This is a genomic window from Chryseomicrobium imtechense, from assembly GCF_041475995.1.
GTDB lineage: Bacteria > Bacillota > Bacilli > Bacillales_A > Planococcaceae > Chryseomicrobium > Chryseomicrobium aureum.
Genome location: NZ_JBGOBM010000007.1, coordinates 62,959 through 82,704 on the forward strand (window position 1 = coordinate 62,959; position 19,746 = coordinate 82,704).

Sequence of the window (19,746 nt, forward strand, 5' to 3'; positions counted from 1 at the left end):
CGCTAGCAACAAAAAAGTGATCTCCTTTTTTGTTGCTATGCTATAAAATAACATTTATTATGACATGGGACTCCCATTCATTCTAGAAGCTAGATACCAATATTATACTTTATTTGTACTTACTATTAAACCTTTTCGGAATATAAATCTCAGACATTTCAATTTTATCCCCATTAAATATATCTACTTCTTCCATTTCATCAAACTTTACATCCGCAAGTGAATATTCATTAATCTTTTTTAAACCTTTATCAGTGAGTTTTAAATAACCATCAATATATAAATAGCCTTTTCCCAATAACATATTTATTATTTCATCTAATTGATCGTTTTGAACTCCAAAAAAACGCAGTAACTCATTATAAGAATAACTTGCATCTGCTGTATTGAAGTAATGTAACATCAAAGTCAATTTATAATCATTCATTATTATATTGTCGCTTTCTATTTCTATAATTTTGTTGTTTACGTTTTGGTTGTGAAAAACGTTTAAATAAACTCTCCCAAGGAATCTGTCCTTTATACCAAAAATTACTCACGGTATTATTAGGAATATTATGAGAAAATAGAACCAATAATTCAGACATCTCATAACCTAAAATGAATCGAGAATTAGTTCCCCACAATCTCTTTTCAATTTTAACTAATCTTTGATACTCCATTTCTGACAATACATTTATCTCTGAAATCTTGCTTACTTTATGACAATATCTTATGTCAAATTTAATATCACTGTATTTCTTTTTTAATTCTTCAATTTTTATTAAGGCCCTATCTGTAACTAAGATGAATAAAAATATTAATTCTTTGCCTTCAAAATACTTATCATTATTTTCTAAATACTTTTCAACTGTACCTGCTGTCCCAACAACATCATCAACAATTATAATGCTTTCAAATTCTTCCGCATATCTTAAATCAGTGTTTAAAGTATCTTCGTAAGGTAAAAAGTCTTCTTCCAATTCCATTTTCTTTTCAAAATTAATAATTCTAATCAAAGATATTAATTCATTAGCACCACAATATCTACCGTTATTTGGTATTAACGGTAGTATTACAGATTCCTTTAAGCCATTGTAATCCTTTTTAATACTCACTAATTGTTCTTCTAAAAGGTCTTTCATTTCCTTCTTCGAGTAAAATTTCAAATTCATAAATATCTTTTCTAATATTATTTTCTCTTGCTTAGTTTTTGCATTCTTAATCCAGTTTCCATATCTAATATCAATTTCTTTAAAATAAAATTCATCATTATATTTTTTTTTCAACTCTTTAATATGTTCGTCTATAGACATAGTTAACACCCCAACTTAATCCATAATATTGAATCTATTGTACACTATTTATGATTAATTTCTAAAACTTTATTTTTTGAAATTTGATACCACTAGTGTCGCATAAATTAGTTGAGAAAATTCAATTTTCTTTTATTCGTTGAAAAAATTAAAAACGAACAGACATACCGAAAAAGGTAGTTAACATCCATTTTTTTACTATAAACTGTGGCATTTGCAGTTAGAAGCTATTCACCCTTACGGGATTGATCCCCCTTTGATCTTTCGTAGCCAGATGTAGGCGGATTTCCAAGGTGCCGCTCGTAGCCATCGACTGATCTGTAGGTAACTCCTTGGACTGTTCGTCTCAAGCTGTGCGAGAACATGGAGGCAATAGACAATCATGGCGATATACACCTGGTTATGCACAGCCTGTTCGCTCTGTCCGTAGAACTTTTTGATGTTCAGGTGCTGTTTCATCCACTTGAAGAACAGTTCGATGGCCCACCGTGACCTATAGAGTTCCGCTAGCTCGTCTGCGTCTATATCAAAGCGATTGGTGATTAGTTCCAATGGATTCCCCTTGGAATCCAAGACTTTGATGCGTCGAAACACATTCTCTGCTCGATTTTGCGCCGTACCGATCAAGATCATCTCATCAGACAAGACCTCGGAAGCCTCTAGACACTCTAACGGTTGTATCACACGTGTGACAGCGTTCTTCCGTAGACGTGATACGAAGAAGAACCCTTCATCTGTCATGCGGTCGAACCGTTCATAGTCCAGATAACCACGATCAAAGACGTACATGCATTCTCTATCATCGACGAGGACTTCTAACTGGCCACGGTCGTGCTCCTTTGCGTTAGTGAGCACTGCCTTGTCGGGATATGAACAACCTTTTTCTAAGAATACCAGCCGCAGATGGAGCTTGACGCCTGACTTGGTCTTTCTGAACTCTGCCCATCGATGACGATTCAGATTCAGTGGCAATGTGGTCGAATCAATGATCTTTAGAGGCGTCGTCGCCTTTTGGCGAATTTCAAAATGACTCATCTTATGGATTTTCGTGACCAAGTCGAGGAAGAGTACCTGAAACACATGCGTGGGAATCTCGCTCAATCGACGTCCTAGTTGCGAGAAGCTGATCGACTCTAGAGCCGTTGCTCGTTGAAGGTCGTCTGAGAACAGCGTGTCGCTTAGAGCCCGGAGGCTCTCTGTCTCATTGAGCTGTGCGAATACAAGCAGTTTGAGAAACGATTCGAAATGTAGCTTCTTTGTATAGTGATTTAACTGATGGGCCTCGACCAGTCCTTCAATTTTTCCAGAAGAAATTGGCGAGAGCCATTGTTCAAATGATGTTTTCCGTGTAAACTTATCCATGCGATTGTCCTTTATTTTGGATTTGGATGGTTTACTACCCGAATCCATTATAGAGGATTTTTTTACGTTTAAATAAATTTACAGACAATTCCGCTTATCGGACAAGACCTACTCATTTTAATGCGACACTAGTGATTTGATACTATTAAGTAAAATTATTTAATACTACAAAAATAGAGATACTTAAAATCCAAAATAATATATATTATTTTATTAATATTTGAGTATTGGAAAATATTGTTTCAATATTAAATAATTTGATTCAATTTATAATAACGTTATTAAGAATATTTAGATATAATCATCTAACATTATTAATATTTTTTAATAAAGTACAAGTGTTGTGATAGGCATGGGATTATAACAATGGTTAATCCAATATAGTGTATCTGTATTTCCGATCGTGTGGATTGGGACTTCTAATTTCATTATCCACATAAAAATGTTGCTTTTCTTAAAGTGAGATTAGCTTTTTGGCAACTGGAGACTGAAGTAGATTTAGGCGGACCCTGTCACAGCCACAATTCTAGATCGGCAGCTGAAGAGCCACACTTCTTCGACTTCGTCTCGAACTGAGTCTCATCACCTGCCAGAATTGAGTCTAAAACAGGCACCTCACTCCCAGGTCTTTTCTTCTGGAGGAGTTTTTAGAGACAAAGAAAAAGCCTCCTAATCTCAATGAGATTAGAAGGCTTTTGTGGAAGATAATACTTCCGGTTATAAACCATTGAACCATGCCACACAAGCAAGATTCGAATGGAGACGGCGGGATTTGAACCCGCGTCCAGAAACTCCAACACTTGAGCTTCTACGCGTGTAGCTTACCTATTCAAGTTCGTCCGATCCTCTGCCGATAAGCAGGCGTTAGATGGACTAGTCCGGAAATCTCTTGCAACTGACTCAGACTGCACCAGTTACCGTATCCCACTAAAAGTGAGCTCTACATAGCCACATGGGCGATGGATACATAGAGCAGATTCACGCTATTAAGCAGCGAATGCTAAGTTGTTGTTTGTTTTGCCTGTTATTATAAGTTCCGTTGTTACAGAGCCGAGCCTCTGACGCGCCACCCAAGCTTGAACCATTCCTGTCGAATCCATAACGTCCCCGATATGGAAAAAGTGAACTTGGTTGTTCTACACTTAGTATATATCAAAGAAGGTCAAACTTCAACCAATTTACTGGTTACGCGCTTTGAAAGCACGTTCGATCTCACGTTTAGCTTCCTTCTTCTTCATATCACTCCGCTTATCGTAATCTTTCTTCCCTTTCCCTAAACCGATCAGCACTTTTGCATAGCCGTTTTTGACATACATTTTGAGAGGAACGATTGTGTAGCCGTCCCGCTTCGTTTTGCCAATCAGCTCACTGATTTGTTTTTTGTGAAGAAGAAGTTTACGCACACGCAGTGGATCATGGTTGAAACGGTTCCCTTGTTCATACGGACTGATGTGCATGTTCGAGATCCATGCTTCATTGTTGCGAATGCGAATGAAAGCATCTTTTAACTGCACACGGCCGTTTCGAATCGATTTGATTTCAGTACCTTGCAACACAAGTCCTGCTTCCAACGTATCTTCAATGAAATAGTCATGAGAAGCTTTCTTGTTTTGTGCAAGGACCTTGTCATCGTGTTTTTTTGCCATTTGACTCACCTACTGAAAGAGGAGGCTAGACGCCTCCTTATTTTTTTCGTTTCTTTTTCTTCTTTTTGGCTACATCTTCGAAGAATCGCTTCTTTTGAGATGGTTTGCCTTTTGCTTTTGGTTTGCCACTCTTTGCGTCTTTTCCACGTTTGTCCCCGCTGCGCTCTGCTGGTTTTCCAGAACGGCTTGCATGAATGACTTTCGGCGTTTGACGACGCTCACGCCCAGCTGCTTTAATCATTCCCACGACTTCAAAGTCAATGGATGACTCTTCCACTGTAACGTTTGTGACCTTTACTTTCACTTCGTCCCCTAGTCGGAACTCGCGACCCGTTCGTTCCCCACGCATAATCATCTGACGGTCATCGAAGTTGTAATAATCGTCGGATAAGTTCGTGACGTGGATCAGGCCTTCGATTGTGTTTGGAAGCTCAACGAAGATTCCGAAGTTCGTAACAGAACTCACAATCCCTTCAAACTCTTCCCCAATCTTATCGACCATAAACTGCGCTTTCTTCAATGCTTCCACATCACGTTCTGCATCAACTGCGCGGCGCTCCATTTTCGAAGCGTGTTCGGCGATGTCGCCAAGGTTTGCTTGCCAGTGCATGATCGTCGACTGAGAAAGGTCACCCTTAATCAAATACGTACGAATCAAGCGGTGAACAATTAAATCTGGGTAACGACGAATCGGCGATGTGAAGTGTGTGTAGTACTCCGTTGACAATCCAAAGTGACCTAAGCATTCCGGGTCATACTTCGCTTGTTGTAGAGAACGCAGAAGCATCGTCGAGATGACTGGCTCTTCTGGAAGCCCTTCAATCGATTCAATGATCTCTTGCAATGCTTTCGGATGAATGTCATTGCTTGAGCCTTTTACAACCAATCCGAATGATGTTAAGAATTCGAAGAAGCGTTGTAGTTTTTCAGGCTTCGGATCTTCGTGAATACGGTACATGAACGGAACATCCATCCACTTGAAGTGTTGTGCGACAGTTTCGTTCGCTGCCAGCATGAACTCTTCAATCAATTTCTCCGCAACTGTGCGGTCACGGTTGACGATTTCAGTTGGCCAGCCGTCTTCGTTGACTAAGATTTTTGCTTCTGGGAAGTCAAAATCAATTGCTCCGCGTTCTTCACGTTTCCCGCGCAACACTGCTGCAAGTTCTGCCATCAGTTCAAACATCGGTACAAGTGACTCATAGCGTGTACGCAACTCTTGGTCGTTCTCTTCCAAAATCAAGTACACATCGCGGTACGTCATACGCTCAGCCGTGTTGATGACACTCTCAAAGATCTCGTGGTTGACGACTTGACCTTTCGAATCGATTTCCATCACACACGAAAGCGTCAAACGGTCCACTTGTGGGTTCAACGAGCAAATCCCGTTTGATAAGCGGTGTGGTAGCATCGGAATCACGCGGTCTGCTAAGTAGACACTAGTTCCACGCTCTAACGCTTCTAAATCGATTGGCGAGTGCTCTGTGACATAATGGCTGACGTCCGCAATGTGAACGGACAGCTCATAGTTGCCATTTTCAAGTTTCTTCACTCCGACTGCATCATCCAAGTCTTTTGCGTCTGCGCCGTCAATCGTGACAATGACCTCTTCACGTAAATCGCGTCGTCCTTCGATGTCTGCTGGGTCTACTGTGTCGCCCGTTGACTCTGCTTGCTCGAGCACGTCTTCTGGGAACTCCGTTGGAATGCCGTGCTTATGGATGATTGATAAAATATCGACACCTGGATCATTTTTATGCCCAAGGATTTGTGATACTTTCCCGGCTGCTGAGTTTCTGCCTGAAGGCCAGTCTGTAATTTCTACGATGACTTTGTGTCCATCTGCAGCACCGAGTGTATCGCCTTTTGCGACGAAAATATCCATCGGTAGTTTTTTATCGTCCGGAATGACGAATCCAAACCCTTTGTTGTCTTGGAACGTTCCGACGATGCGGTCAAGACCACGTTTTGTGATTTTAATGATGGCTCCTTCACGACGGTCCCCCGATGAAGCCGATGACACGCGTACGAGTACCATATCTCCGTTAAACGCACCGTTGATTTCAGTCGGTGGAATGAAAATGTCATCCATGCCTTCCTCTTCCGGCGCAACGAATCCAAATCCACGTGCGTGTCCAATGAATTTCCCTGCAATCAAGTTCATTCGTTCCGGCACACCGTAGCGGTTCGAGCGTGAACGAACGATTTTGCCATTCTCTTCTAAACGTACAAGCGTCTTCACAAATTCTTTGAAGTCATGTGCATCATCCAATTGAAAATGCGCTTCTAATTCTTTCGTTGTGAGTGGCTTGTAACTATCGTCTCGCATCAACTCAACGAGCGCTTGTTCTAGTTGTTGTGTATCCATTTCTGTCCCTCCTTTGTCTTACTATTTCCTAAAAGACCCTGCCTTACTCGTGCCAATCCAATTTATTTAAAAAGGCAAGAATGTCTTCGTGCAGTTGTTCTTTTTCTGGGCCAAGTGTGATCACGTGACCTGATTGTTCATACCATTTGATTTGTTTGTCTGTCGATTCCGCCGTATCGTGAATGATGGTTGCAGAGTTCGTATCAATGACGTCATCCAATCGTCCTTGCGCGACAAATAGAGGCGCATAGACGTGATCGACGATACCCCGAACATCTTGGATCAACTGCTGAAGTTCCGGAAGAGTCTGCATCGGCGTTTGACGAATCGCTTCGATTTCTTGTTCGATGACATCCGCTTCTTTGCCTTCATACTTTTTGTATTCGCGAGCGTAGCCAAGAACTCCTTCAAACATCAGTTCTGTCGTTTTCATTGTCATCGGCGCACACATCGTGACGACACCTTTGACGGGCATTTCTGATGCGACTTTCAATGAAAAGACGCCACCTAGAGAAAGCCCTGCAACGGCAATCTCCTCATAGCCCTTCTCTTTCAATTCATTGTAGGCACCAATGACGTCTTGCCACCAATCGGCTGGACCCGTCGCAATGAGTTCTTCTGGCGGCACTCCGTGGCCTTTGTAGTGCGGCGCAATGGATGTGTAGCCATTCTTTTCTAGGAACCGTCCAAGCATTCGCACGTCAGATGAGTTCCCTGTGAATCCGTGAAGCAATAACACGGCACGTTTTCCCGCTTCAAAGAAAAACGGCTTTGGCGTTGAAATACGCATCTTGTTCCCTCCAAAAGTGAGTTGCGTTACGGGGCTGCTTTCCGAGGGCGCGGCGTGAGCCTCCTCGTCGCAGGCTCCTGCGGGGTCTCACGTTCCGACTTTACTCCCACTGGAGTCAGCCCCTTCACTCCACTCAATTTTTTCTAGAAATCCCGGAGGTCAGGTTGTCATTTCCCAGGGTGTAAGAGTTTTATCGAGACCCGGCAACGAAGCCGAAAGTGCTCTTCTTTCGGCTTACGTGGGGAGGCTCGGTGAAACTCTCCCTAGGACAATGACGACCTGACCGGAGGGATTTCCCCAAACTTGCAAAAAACGCCCAACCACACTACTTGTGGTCAGGCGATTAAAGAACATTTATAGTTTCATAACAGCAATCGTTAAAGCAAAGAATAGTACGGAAAGTACAATAGTTGCACGATGTAGGACTAATTCCATCCCACGTGCTTTTTGTTTTCCAAACAGTTGCTCTGCTCCACCAGAGATGGCTCCAGATAACCCGGCACTTTTCCCTGATTGCAATAACACAACTACGATCAATGCTAGCGATACGATGACAAGTAATGTCAATAGAAAGGCTTGCATTCACTCCACCTCCTGATAAGAACATACACAACAAGATTAATTTTATCAGACTTCTCAGGTAGTGACAAGCTGACCCGTATTATTTTTTCAAATTATAGAACGTTTCACGGCCTAAATATTCAGCTGTAGAATCCAACATATCTTCGATGCGAAGAAGTTGATTGTACTTCGCTACACGGTCTGAACGTGAAGGAGCACCTGTTTTGATTTGACCTGCGTTTGTCGCAACTGCGATGTCTGCAATTGTCACATCTTCAGATTCACCTGAACGGTGAGAGATGACTGCTGTGTAACCTGCGCGTTTTGCCATTTCGATTGCTTCAAACGTTTCCGTTAAAGTACCGATTTGGTTTACTTTGATTAGAATTGAGTTCGCGATGCCTTTTTCAATTCCATCTTTTAATTTCTTCGTGTTTGTTACGAATAGATCGTCTCCAACAAGCTGAACGTTTTTACCGATACGCTCTGTTAGAAGTTTGAATCCGTCCCAGTCGTTCTCATCAAGACCATCTTCGATTGAAACGATTGGGTACTTGTTGCAAAGCTCTTCGTAGAAATCAACCATCTCAGCAGATGTTTTCACAACACCTTCACCAGATAAGTGGTACTTGCCATCTTCTTTGTTGAACAACTCAGAAGCTGCAACGTCCATAGCAAGAAGAACTTCTTCGCCTGGCTTGTAACCTGCTTTTTCAATAGCTTCCATGATGGTTACAAGTGCTTCTTCATTTGATTTCAAGTTTGGTGCAAAACCGCCCTCGTCACCAACAGCTGTGTTCAAGCCGCGCTCTTTTAGAACCGCTTTTAGGCTGTGGAAGATTTCAGCGCCCATGCGTAGTGCTTGGCGGAATGACTCAGCGCCAACAGGCATGACCATGAATTCTTGGATGTCGACATTGTTGTCTGCGTGCTCTCCACCATTTAAGATGTTCATCATCGGTACTGGAAGTTGCTTCGCGTTGAAGCCTCCAAGGTACTGATAAAGTGGCATGTCTAGGTAGTCCGCTGCAGCGTGTGCAACAGCCATTGAAACACCAAGAATAGCGTTTGCACCCAGGTTGCCTTTATTTTCTGTTCCATCTAATTCGATTAACGCTTGGTCAATTGCTACTTGATCAAGAACTGTATAGTTTTCTTCTAATTCTTCAGCGATTACTGTGTTTACGTGTTCTACGGCTTTTTGAACACCTTTACCTAAATAACGGCTCTTGTCGCCATCACGCAGTTCTACTGCTTCGTATTCTCCAGTAGATGCGCCTGAAGGAACGATAGCGCGGCCAAATGCACCGCTTTCCGTAAATACTTCTACTTCAATTGTTGGGTTACCACGTGAATCAAGGACCTCACGAGCAAATACGTCTGTAATAATTGGCATTATCGTCTCTCCATTTCAAGTAAAGTTTTTCCTGTCATTTCAACAGGTTGTTCAATCCCCATTAAGTCTAGCATAGTTGGGGCTAAATCGGCTAAAATTCCACCGTCACGAAGCGTTATTTCGCTTCGCGTAACAATGACTGGCACGGGGTTTGTCGTATGCGCCGTCATTGGATTTCCTTCAAGTGTAGTGACTTCATCGGCATTCCCATGGTCCGCTGTAATAATCGCTTCTCCACCTTTTGCAAGGATGGCATCGACTACACGCCCTAGACATTCGTCTACTACTTCGATTGCTTTGATTGTCGGCTCTAGCATGCCGCTATGACCAACCATGTCCGGGTTCGCAAAGTTTAAGAGAATCGCGTCGAACTGATCGTTCTCAATCGCTACCACTAAAGCATCCGTCACTTCATACGCACTCATCTCAGGCTGCAGATCGTAGGTCGCAACTTTTGGTGAGTTGATCAGAATCCGGCTCTCACCAGGGAATTCTTCGTGACGACCGCCACTCATGAAGAAGGTGACGTGTGGATATTTTTCAGTTTCGGCAATACGGACCTGCAATTTGCCGTGCGCTGAAAGAACTTCTCCCACAGTGTTTTTCAAATCTTGCTTTGCGTAGGCAATCCCGCCGATCACTTCGTCGTTGTATTCCGTGAAGGAAACGAACGGCAAGTGTTCCGGGTGATGCTCTCCGCGTGGGAAGGAATCAAATGTCGGGTTTGTAAGCGCAAACCCTAATTGAATCGCACGGTCTGGTCGGAAGTTGAAGAAGATGACACCGTCGCCTTGTTGGAACACAGCTTTTGGTGCTTCTTCCGTTCCGATAACAAATGGTTTCACAAACTCATCCACAATTTTTTCACTGTATGACGCTTCAATTCCAGCAATTGCATTCGCAAATCGAGGACCTTTCCCGTCTACAATCGCGTCGTATGCAAGTTGTACACGTTCCCAGCGACGGTCACGGTCCATTGCATAATAGCGGCCACTGATCGTTGCAAATGAGCCGTAGTTCAAGTCCATCATGATGCGCTCGGTTTCTTCGACATATGGAATCGCTGTAGCAGGCCCCACATCGCGCCCATCTAAGAATCCGTGAACAAACGTCTCGGCTACACCTTGGTCTTTTGCAAGCTTCAAGAGTGCATGCAAGTGCGTGTAGTGACTGTGCACGCCACCATCTGAAAGTAATCCCATAACATGCAAGCGACCGTTTGCTGCTTTAACTTGCGCAATCAACTTTAGTAACGCTTCGTTTGTGAAGAAATCCCCATCACGAATCGACTTATTGATGCGTGTTAAGCTTTGATATACAATACGGCCTGCTCCAATATTTAAGTGCCCGACCTCCGAGTTGCCCATCTGTCCTTCCGGAAGACCAACAGCTTCACCAGAAGCCGTTAGTTCACTGTGCGGAAAGTGGTTCCAATAGCGGTCGAAATTCGGTTTCTTTGCCTGCGCAACAGCGTTTCCAGCTGTTTCATTGCGGCAAGCAAATCCGTCCAAAATAATTAAGGCAGTTGGCTTTCTCATTTCTGAGTCGCCTCCACCAGTTGTAGGAATGAATCCGCTTCAAGACTTGCGCCGCCCACTAGTGCTCCGTCAATATCGTCTTTTCCAAGTAGTTCCTCGATGTTTGCAGGCTTCACGCTTCCGCCGTACAGAATTCGTGTTGCGTTTGCTGCTTCTTCTCCGTGAAGGTCAAGAAGTGTTTCGCGAATTGCTTGGCATACTTGGTTGGCATCATCTGCAGTTGCAGTTTTGCCTGTTCCGATCGCCCAAATTGGCTCGTAAGCAACAACTGTTTTTTCTACTTCAGATTCAGTTAAGCCTTCAAATGCTTCTGCCACCTGTTTTGATACGACAGTTTCTGTTTCGCCTGCTTCACGTTGCTCTAAACTTTCACCGACACAAACGATTGGCGTTAGTCCAAGATCAAGTGCCGCTTTTGTTTTCAAGTTAACCGTTTCATCTGTCTCGTTGAAATATTGACGACGCTCTGAGTGACCGATGACAACGTGTGTCACGCCTACATCTTTCAACATGTCCCCGCTGATTTCTCCTGTGAACGCACCTTCTTTTTCTTGGTGCATGTTTTGTGCACCGATATGAATCGAAGAGCCTTTCGCAGCCTCAACTAGAGCTGGCAATTGTAAGAATGGTGCACAGATAACCGCGTCTACTTTTGATGCATCGATTGTTGCTGAAGATGCTGCATTCCAAAAGTCATGAGCCTCTTCAACCGTTTTGAACATTTTCCAGTTTCCTGCAATGACAGGTTTACGCATAGTATTGCCTCCTATTCTTTATCGTGAAGTGCTGCAACGCCCGGAAGTTCTTTGCCTTCCATGAACTCAAGTGAAGCGCCACCGCCTGTAGAAATATGGTCCATTTTGTCTGCTACATTGAACAGTTCAACTGCTGCTGCTGAGTCTCCGCCACCGATGACAGTATACCCTGCAGTTTCCGCCATAGCCTCTGCCACAGCACGTGTTCCTTTTGAGAATGGTTCCATCTCGAACACACCCATTGGTCCGTTCCAGATGATCAATTTGCTGTCTTTTATGATGCTTGCATAATGTTCAGCCGTTTTCGGACCGATATCTAGACCCATCCAGTCTGAAGGGATCGCGTCAGACGAAACTACTTTCGTTTCTGTATCCGCTGAGAATTCTTGTGCGATCACTGCATCTTGTGGAAGGTGCAACTGAACACCTTTTTGTTTAGCTTTTTCAATAAACGAGTTGGCAAGGTCGAGCTTGTCTTCTTCAAGTAAAGAAGTCCCGATCTCGTGACCTTGTGCTTTTAAGAATGTATAGGATAGTCCTCCACCAATGATCAAGTGGTCGACTTTTTCTAACAAGTTTTCAATGACGCCGATTTTATCTTTTACTTTCGCCCCACCGATGATTGCTGTGAATGGACGTTCTGGTTCAGATAATGCTTTGCCTAACACATCAAGTTCTTTTTCAAGGAGTAGTCCAGATACTGCCGGAAGGTGCTTCGCAATACCTGCTGTCGTTGCGTGTGCACGGTGTGCTGCGCCAAACGCATCATTCACGAAAACATCTGCAAGTTTCGCAAACTGTTCTGCAAGTTCCGGATCGTTCTTTTCTTCGCCTGCGTGGAAACGAACGTTTTCAAGCAACACTACGTCGCCTTCGTTCAATTTTGCAATTTCAGCTTCAACAGATTCTCCAACAGACTCCTCAAGTTTTGTTACTGGTCGGTCTAAAAGCTCGCTCAGACGTTCTCCAACAGCTGTTAGACGAAGCTCTTCGTTCACTTCACCTTTCGGACGTCCCATATGGCTCGCTAAAATAACTTTGGCCCCTTGTTCAATTAGGTGTTGAATCGTTGGTAGCGCTGCACGAATACGTGTGTCATCTGTGATTTTGCCATCTTTCGTTGGAACGTTGAAGTCGACGCGACAGAAGACGCGTTGTCCCTTTAGTTCGACGTCTTTCATTGTTTTCTTTGCTAGCATGTGAAAACCTCCCAGGTTATGGTGTGTTCAAGTTACGGGCAAATAAAAAGAGTAAGGGTAGCCCTTACTCTCTGTTACCCTCTGCTCTTATTATAGAGGTTCAAGTGCATTCCTGCACGGGATATTAAAGACCTTTAGCAGCCATGTATACAGCAAGGTCGATACAGCGAGCTGAGTAACCAGACTCGTTGTCGTACCAAGACAATACTTTCACCATGTTGTCGCCGATTGCCATTGTTGAAGCAGCATCTACGATTGATGAATGTGTGTTGCCGTTGTAGTCAGTAGAAACTAACTCAAGTTCTTGGTACTCTAAGATACCTTTCAAATCGCCTTCAGCTGCTTCTTTTAACGCAGCATTCAGTTCTTCGATTGTTACGTTTTTGTCTAACTCAGCAACGAAGTCAACTAGTGATACGTTTGGCGTTGGTACGCGAACTGCCATTCCATCGATTTTGCCTTTTAGCATTGGAAGAACTTTTCCTACAGCTGCTGCTGCACCTGTTGAAGTTGGGATCATGTTCTCTGCTGCTGCACGTGCACGACGGTAGTCGCTGTGTGGCAAGTCAAGGATGCGTTGGTCGTTTGTGTAAGAGTGAATTGTTGTCATCATTCCACGTTTGATACCGAACTTGTCGTTCAATACTTTCGCTACTGGAGATAGACAGTTTGTTGTACATGAAGCGTTTGATACGATGTTTTCGTTTGCTGCATCGTACTCTTCATGGTTAACGCCCATTACGTAAGTTGGCATGCCGCCTTCACCTGGAGCCGATACGATAACTTTTTTCGCTCCAGCATCGATGTGCGCTTGTGCTTTTTCTGGTGAACGGAAGATACCTGTTGATTCGATTACGATGTCAACACCAATCTCGCCCCATGGAAGTGCTGAAGGATCTTTCTCAGCGTATACTTTGATTTTGCGGCCATTTACTAAGAAGCCATCTTCTTCAGCTGTTACTTCTGCATTCAAAGTACCGTGCACTGTGTCAAACTTTAGAAGGTGAGCAAGCATTGCAGCGTTTGTTAAATCGTTCACTGCTACTACTTCTACTTGATCATTTGTTAGTGCCTCGCGGAAAACTTTACGTCCAATACGTCCAAAACCGTTGATTGCTAATTTGATAGTCATTAAAAATTCCTCCTATAATGTATGTTCTTTTATAAGTTGATCGGCAGCCCCTTCGTCTGTAATCAATACAGTCTGTTTGGGTGCCTGTTGAAAATATGAGTCAAGTGCATGTGCTTTTTGTGCGCCACCTGCTACAGCAACGATATGCGGTGTCTGTTCGAGTTGCTCGAGTTGAACTCCAATCGTGCGAATGCGGTGAACGACTTCACCACGTGCATTGAAATAATAACCAAATGCTTCACTGACAGCCTGCTGTTCTTTCAAAAGCTTCAATTCTTCTGAGCTCGAACTTCTGCGGCGTGCCATTTCCGTTGCGTCACCAATGCCATGAACAAGGATTGACATTTGTTCATACAAGGCCATCATTTCTTGAACGAAAGGCTCTTGGGTCATGGCTTCGTAAGCAGATTCACTTAGTCTGTCCGGAATGTATAAAGTTTTATACGAACCATTCAGTTTCTCTGCAAACAGTGCAGCGATTGTGTTCGCTTGCAGCTGTACATCCTTTCCGATTCCTCCGCGCGCTGCAACGAATTGCAACTGCTCAATCTTTGATGATTGTGGAAGATGGTCGGCAATTTTTGCAATGGTCGTTCCACCGGTCACCGCTGTAATCATACGCGGTTTCAAGTTTGCAAAAATCCATTTGGCGGCTTCATCTGCAAGAAGCAGTTGAGCCTGTTCAGAGTCATCGCTGTTTCCAGCAACGATATGAACTTCTTCAATCCCAAGAAATCGTTTAAGGGTGGTCTCTTTTTCATGTCTTCCCGACCATTCATCCACAAGGGATTTTAGTTCAACTAGAAGTTGTTGACCTGGTGGAGTGACCTCCGCCCCTTCTCGCGATACAAGGATTAACCCTTGCGCTCGAAGTAGATCAAATTCTTTTCGAACTTCACGTTCCGAAAGTTGAAGAGCTTCAGCAAGCGTACGCCTGCCAATCCCTTTTGATAAAGCGATTGTATAGAGAATTTGATAGCGCTGTTGAAGCATGTCTTTCCATTCGGGCATCAGCTCAAGCTGGGCCTTAAGAATATCCAAATCGACACCTCCTGCTCTATCTTTATGGGAACATTTTTGTCCCGATGTTCACTTTTCGTTCCCACCTGGGCAAAAAAATAATTCCTGCTCATTCATAGTACTAGATTACCCGAAAATTATCAATCCCAAACACTTTTACTATCAAAAAAAGCATCAGACGGAATCGTCCAATGCTTCGTAAAGTGTTGCGTAATCTAAGTTTCCGTACTGGATGACTTCCCCATTGTATTCCACTACAGGAATCATAATCATGTATTTTTCATGGGCTTCATCATTTTGTTCGATATCAATTTCTTCTATTCGTATCGGAAGATCTTCTGCCACCATGTCTAGCATAGCCCGACCTTCGACACATAACGGACATTGATTCCGTGTGTAGAAAGTAATTTTTTTTACCAACTTCGACCTGCACCTCCTCCTCCAGAGCTGCCTCCGCCGAAGCCACCAAAACCTCCACTGAAACCACCGCCGGAAGATTTACCGCTTCCCATGCCAGGACCAAAGATGAACGGGCCTCCTCGGCCACCGCGACCTCGAGGACCTCCTCTTCCGCCACCAATGCCATTGTTACTAAAGATCGTCACAATGATATAAAAGATCACAACAATCATAATAATAGTGAACGGAGAGATGCCTCCTTCGTTTGATGAAGGACGCGGAGGGGCAACAGATTCTCCCGTGTAATTGTATTCAGCTGCCACTTCTTCATATAAAAGTTCATAGGTGGATTGGACAGCACCTTCGATATCACCAGCCTCTAGAAAAGGTAGTGTGTATTCATCTAAAATACGTCCAATCTTCCCGTCAGGAAGACGTCCTTCAAGCCCTTGACCGACACCGATGTAAACTGCGCGGTCCCCAACTTTCGTAGGATTCATTTCAAGTAAGAAGACGAGCCCGTTGTTTTCTTCCGGACTTCCAATTCCCCATTCGCGAATCAATTCGACCGCATAGCTATTTTCATCCTGTCCTTCTAATGATTCTACTGTGACGACAACCACTTGTGCTCCCGTACCTTGATCGAGATCAAGTCCAAGTCGTTCAATATGGCGCTCCAAGTCTTCTGGAATCACATCATAGAAATCATGTACATAGGACTTCCCTGGAATGGGATCTGGAACATCTGCTAGCACAGCCATTGAAGGAAGTAGAACTAGAAATGCTAGTACAGTTACGAGTAGTTTCTTCCTCACTCACCATCACTTCCAAAGTCGACTTCTGGTGCTTCTTCCGCACCATCTTCGGCTTCAAAATATTCACGCTCATCAAATCCGAAGACTCCTGCCAGTAATGCACCAGGCATACGATTTACTTTGCGATTGTGTTGAGATACAGATTCATTATAATCTTGACGTGCTACAGAAAGACGATTCTCCGTTCCTGCCAGTTCATCCATCAGTTGACGGAAGTTTGCATCTGATTTTAAATCTGGGTAGTTTTCAACAATCACGAGTAATCGTGAAAGCGCACCTGCTAATTCGCTATCTGCTTCTGCTTGTTCATTTGGAGAGTCTGCTCCTGCAAGACGTGCACGAGCATCCGCAATTTCTGTAAGGATTTCGCGCTCTTGATCAGCGAAACCTTTGACCGTTTCTACTAAGTTCGGAATTAAGTCTACACGTCTTTGAAGTTGTGTCTCCACTTGTGCATAGGACTGGTTGACGTTTTCATTCGAGTCAACAAACCCGTTGTAACTTGGAATTAAGAGTGCTGCTAGGACTACAAAAAATCCAATAATAATGATGACGGGAATCAGCATTTTTTTCATAAGAATCCACCTTTCGTTATCTGTTTGTAGTTTCCCCTGTTTTCATGAGAAATCAAACCTTCTCTTTTTATACGAACAACTCGCGAGTTCGTTTCAGTAAATAGAAAAAACACCGCGCAAGTGGCGGTGTTTGATGACAATTAGTCTTTTTTGCTGTCGCTGCGGTCAATGATGTGATCCACAAGACCGTATTCTTTTGCACGTTCAGCAGTCATGAAGTTATCGCGATCTGTGTCTTTTGCGATGACATCGATCGGTTGACCCGTACGATCTGCAAGAATCTGGTTCAATTTTTCACGTAAGAACAAGATGCGTTTTGCAGCAATCTCGATTTCCGTCGCTTGCCCTTGTGCGCCACCAAGTGGTTGGTGAATCATTACTTCTGCATTTGGAAGAGCGTAGCGTTTTCCTTTTGTACCAGCTGCAAGTAGGAATGCTCCCATAGAAGCTGCCATACCGATACAGATTGTCTGTACGTCTGGTTTGATGAACTGCATTGTGTCGTAAATTGCCATACCAGCCGTAATACTTCCGCCTGGGCTATTGATATAAATTGAGATATCTTTTTCTGGATCTTCTGCTTCTAGGAATAATAGTTGCGCGACGATTGAGTTCGCAACGTTGTCGTCGATTCCGCTACCTAGCATGATGATGCGGTCTTTTAAAAGACGAGAGTAAATATCGTAGGCGCGTTCCCCACGGTTTGTTTGTTCAATAACTGTTGGAATTAAGTTCATCAGTCATACCTCCGATTTTTTATGAATAACTAGCTGTATGTTTATGATACACATGAAGGTCAAGAAAGGTCAAATCTGATGCACTGCTTTTTTTGCAGTTGTCTTTTGCAGTACAGAAAGCTATAATAATAAAGTCGCTTGCCCCCGTAGTTTAATGGATATGACGTAAGATTCCGGTTCTTGAGATGGGAGTTCGATTCTCTCCGGGGGCGTATATGGACACCTGATAGCTTAGGCTTTCGGGTGTTTTTTTATGTTTTAGATGTGGAGCCGACTGTTCAGAAATTGTGCGAGAAGACAGCGTGGACTGTGAAGCGCTCTTTGCTTCATAGGCCGCGATGGCTTCTCATTCTCGGTGCCTGTCACCATTTACCAGTGGTTTCCATTTAGTGCCTGTCACCCCCCTGTCACCCCCCTATCACCCCCCTATTTGGTGCCTGTCACCCTGCCCTGAGCGACCGTTCATCGGATGAGTTGGGGATTTGTTCTACCGAAATCTTAATTTCTTCTACCGAAATGAACATTTATTGTACCGAAATCAGATTTGTTCAACCGAAGTCATATTATGGAAACCATTTCAAAACCCAAACCTAATATCTTAAGTTCCTTACTAGTAAGATCTTATGACTCTTACAATCGACAAGAGTATTCTCGGTGCCTGTCATCATTTACCAGTAGTTTCCATTTGGTGCCTGTCACTCTCCCCTCACCCTGCCCTGGTAGCTAGAAATCCCGGAGGCCAGGTCGTCATTTCCCGGGCTATCTGAGTTTTTCCGAGACCCGGCAACGAAGATGAAAGTGCTCTTCTTTCATCTTACGTGGGGAGGCTCGGTGAAACTCACCCAGGAAATGGCGATCTGGGTGGAGGGATTTCCTTTCATAGAAAAAAGCATCCGCAGTTCATCGGATGCTTGCAGTTTACTCTTCAGTTATAAATTTCGATAATGTATCAATCGCAGCTTCTTTATCAGAACCCTCTGCATATAGCACGACTTCTTCCCCGCGCCCCACAGCTAGACTCATGATACCCATGATGCTTTTTGCATTGACTTTCTTGCCGTCTTTTTCAAGGAAGATCTCACTTGCAAAGCGGTTTGCCTCTTGAACAAAAAGAGCTGCTTGGCGAGCTTGTAAGCCATTTGATAATCCTACATCCATCGTCTTTTCCATCGCAACCAATTCCTCTCTATTATATCGATTCGCCACGACGCAAAGCGTCAGCGATGTCATCTAATTTGCGCAATCGATGATTCACACCTGATTTACTTACATTCCCGGTAGACACCATTTCCCCGAGTTCTTTTAACGTGACATCTTGATACTCGACACGGAGTCGTGCGATCTCACGCAACTTATCTGGAAGTTGGTCTAAACCGATAGCGTTTTCAATAAATCGGATATTTTCAACTTGGCGAAGCGCTGCGCCAATTGTTTTATTTAAGTTGGCGGTCTCACAATTGACCAAGCGATTGACACTATTGCGCATATCGCGAATAATTCGGACATCCTCAAATTTGAGCAGAGCTTGATGTGCTCCTACCAAACTCAAAAAATCTGCAATTTTCTCTGCTTCTTTTAAGTATGCCACAAATCCTTTTTTACGTTCAATTGTTTTTGCGTTCAACTCATAGCCATTCATCAATTGCACAAGTGCATCACTGTGTTCTTTGTACAATGTGTAGATTTCTAAATGGTACGACGAAGTCTCTGGATTGTTGACAGAACCACCCGCTAGAAAAGCGCCGCGAAGATAGGAACGCTTACAACACTCGTTTTTAATCAAGTCTGCATGAATTTCGTTTGAAAACTCATAGCCATCATTCATAATGTGCAGATCTCCGAGTATCTCACGCGTGCCCTCTCGGATACGTGTGATGTAGACATTGTTCTTTTTGAGCTTCATCTTCTTACGGACAAGAAGTTCTACTTTTAAGTTGTAGACTTTTTTGATCAACGTATAAATGCGACGAGCAATCGCTGCATTTTCAGTTTGAATATCCAAACTCAAATTTTTATTGCTAAATCCGAGTGTCCCGTTCATGCGAATAATCGCAGATAGTTCGGACCGTGCACAACAGGCATCAACTTCAGATTGGGTCATTTCTTTCTTTGTTTCGGATGCAAATGACAAAATCATTTCCCCCTTTCTTCGGAAATT

General features: G+C 43.5%; 19 protein-coding genes, 1 tRNA gene and 1 other RNA gene. 1 reads left to right on the forward strand and 20 read right to left on the reverse strand.

What is annotated here, in order from left to right:
• Nucleotides 1–109 precede the first annotated feature (109 nt).
• The 18 genes from AB5N96_RS08645 to clpP form a co-directional block, all read right to left on the reverse strand.
• On the reverse strand, nt 110–427 hold the full coding sequence (locus tag AB5N96_RS08645) for a hypothetical protein (protein WP_499705272.1): 318 nt from the start codon (nt 425–427) through the stop codon (nt 110–112).
• Nucleotides 420–1,295, reverse strand: a complete 876-nt coding sequence (locus AB5N96_RS08650) for a phosphoribosyltransferase-like protein (RefSeq protein WP_499705274.1) — start codon at nt 1,293–1,295, stop codon at nt 420–422. Before AB5N96_RS08650 ends, AB5N96_RS08645 begins: the two co-directional genes overlap by 8 nt.
• Nucleotides 1,296–1,532: 237 nt before the next feature.
• On the reverse strand, nt 1,533–2,657 hold the full coding sequence (locus AB5N96_RS08655) for an IS4 family transposase (RefSeq protein ID WP_392454494.1): 1,125 nt from the start codon (nt 2,655–2,657) through the stop codon (nt 1,533–1,535).
• 754 nt (nt 2,658–3,411) lie between these two features.
• Nucleotides 3,412–3,766, reverse strand: a transfer-messenger RNA (tmRNA) gene (ssrA, locus tag AB5N96_RS08660).
• A 69-nt stretch (nt 3,767–3,835) separates the two neighbouring features.
• The gene (smpB, locus tag AB5N96_RS08665) at nt 3,836–4,303 is read right to left on the reverse strand and encodes an SsrA-binding protein SmpB (protein WP_499705275.1); all 468 of its coding nucleotides are present in this window, start codon (nt 4,301–4,303) and stop codon (nt 3,836–3,838) included.
• A gap of 37 nt (nt 4,304–4,340) precedes the next feature.
• On the reverse strand, nt 4,341–6,671 hold the full coding sequence (rnr, locus tag AB5N96_RS08670; protein WP_499705276.1) for a ribonuclease R: 2,331 nt from the start codon (nt 6,669–6,671) through the stop codon (nt 4,341–4,343).
• A gap of 43 nt (nt 6,672–6,714) precedes the next feature.
• Nucleotides 6,715–7,461 (reverse strand): alpha/beta hydrolase, encoded by a 747-nt coding sequence (locus AB5N96_RS08675; protein ID WP_499705277.1) that lies wholly within the window; start codon nt 7,459–7,461, stop codon nt 6,715–6,717.
• 354 nt (nt 7,462–7,815) lie between these two features.
• Nucleotides 7,816–8,043, reverse strand: a complete 228-nt coding sequence (secG, locus tag AB5N96_RS08680; RefSeq protein ID WP_204590929.1) for a preprotein translocase subunit SecG — start codon at nt 8,041–8,043, stop codon at nt 7,816–7,818.
• Between the two features lie 79 nt (nt 8,044–8,122).
• On the reverse strand, nt 8,123–9,418 hold the full coding sequence (gene eno, locus AB5N96_RS08685; protein ID WP_392454282.1) for a phosphopyruvate hydratase: 1,296 nt from the start codon (nt 9,416–9,418) through the stop codon (nt 8,123–8,125).
• Nucleotides 9,418–10,956, reverse strand: coding sequence for a 2,3-bisphosphoglycerate-independent phosphoglycerate mutase (gene gpmI / locus AB5N96_RS08690; protein WP_499705278.1), 1,539 nt, complete (start codon nt 10,954–10,956; stop codon nt 9,418–9,420). The genes eno and gpmI overlap by 1 nt, the downstream gene beginning before the upstream one ends.
• Nucleotides 10,953–11,711: a triose-phosphate isomerase gene (gene tpiA, locus AB5N96_RS08695; protein WP_392454285.1), complete on the reverse strand. Its 759-nt coding sequence runs from the start codon at nt 11,709–11,711 to the stop codon at nt 10,953–10,955. The genes gpmI and tpiA overlap by 4 nt, the downstream gene beginning before the upstream one ends.
• Before the next feature lie 11 nt (nt 11,712–11,722).
• Entirely contained in the window at nt 11,723–12,910 is a 1,188-nt protein-coding gene (locus AB5N96_RS08700) for a phosphoglycerate kinase (protein WP_392454287.1), read from the reverse strand.
• Nucleotides 12,911–13,034: 124 nt separating this feature from the next.
• Nucleotides 13,035–14,042, reverse strand: a complete 1,008-nt coding sequence (gap, locus tag AB5N96_RS08705; protein WP_204590939.1) for a type I glyceraldehyde-3-phosphate dehydrogenase — start codon at nt 14,040–14,042, stop codon at nt 13,035–13,037.
• A 12-nt stretch (nt 14,043–14,054) separates the two neighbouring features.
• On the reverse strand, nt 14,055–15,083 hold the full coding sequence (locus AB5N96_RS08710) for a sugar-binding transcriptional regulator (protein WP_499705279.1): 1,029 nt from the start codon (nt 15,081–15,083) through the stop codon (nt 14,055–14,057).
• A 153-nt stretch (nt 15,084–15,236) separates the two neighbouring features.
• Nucleotides 15,237–15,482 (reverse strand): glutaredoxin family protein, encoded by a 246-nt coding sequence (locus AB5N96_RS08715; protein WP_499705280.1) that lies wholly within the window; start codon nt 15,480–15,482, stop codon nt 15,237–15,239.
• On the reverse strand, nt 15,476–16,276 hold the full coding sequence (locus tag AB5N96_RS08720; RefSeq protein WP_499705281.1) for a TPM domain-containing protein: 801 nt from the start codon (nt 16,274–16,276) through the stop codon (nt 15,476–15,478). Before AB5N96_RS08720 ends, AB5N96_RS08715 begins: the two co-directional genes overlap by 7 nt.
• Nucleotides 16,273–16,851 carry a LemA family protein gene (locus tag AB5N96_RS08725; RefSeq protein ID WP_499705282.1) on the reverse strand — a complete coding sequence of 193 codons (579 nt, stop codon included), beginning with the start codon at nt 16,849–16,851 and terminating at the stop codon, nt 16,273–16,275. Before AB5N96_RS08725 ends, AB5N96_RS08720 begins: the two co-directional genes overlap by 4 nt.
• A 140-nt stretch (nt 16,852–16,991) precedes the next feature.
• On the reverse strand, nt 16,992–17,588 hold the full coding sequence (gene clpP, locus AB5N96_RS08730) for an ATP-dependent Clp endopeptidase proteolytic subunit ClpP (protein ID WP_204590947.1): 597 nt from the start codon (nt 17,586–17,588) through the stop codon (nt 16,992–16,994).
• 140 nt (nt 17,589–17,728) lie between these two features.
• Here clpP and AB5N96_RS08735 point away from each other — a divergent pair.
• A tRNA-Arg gene (locus AB5N96_RS08735) sits at nt 17,729–17,800 on the forward strand.
• Nucleotides 17,801–18,506: 706 nt separating this feature from the next.
• Here AB5N96_RS08735 and AB5N96_RS08740 read toward each other — a convergent pair.
• Both AB5N96_RS08740 and whiA read right to left on the reverse strand, forming a co-directional pair.
• Complete coding sequence (locus tag AB5N96_RS08740) at nt 18,507–18,758, reverse strand: HPr family phosphocarrier protein (RefSeq protein ID WP_204590949.1); 252 nt, start codon at nt 18,756–18,758, stop codon at nt 18,507–18,509.
• A gap of 19 nt (nt 18,759–18,777) precedes the next feature.
• Complete coding sequence (whiA, locus tag AB5N96_RS08745) at nt 18,778–19,719, reverse strand: DNA-binding protein WhiA (protein ID WP_204590950.1); 942 nt, start codon at nt 19,717–19,719, stop codon at nt 18,778–18,780.
• Nucleotides 19,720–19,746 lie beyond the last annotated feature (27 nt).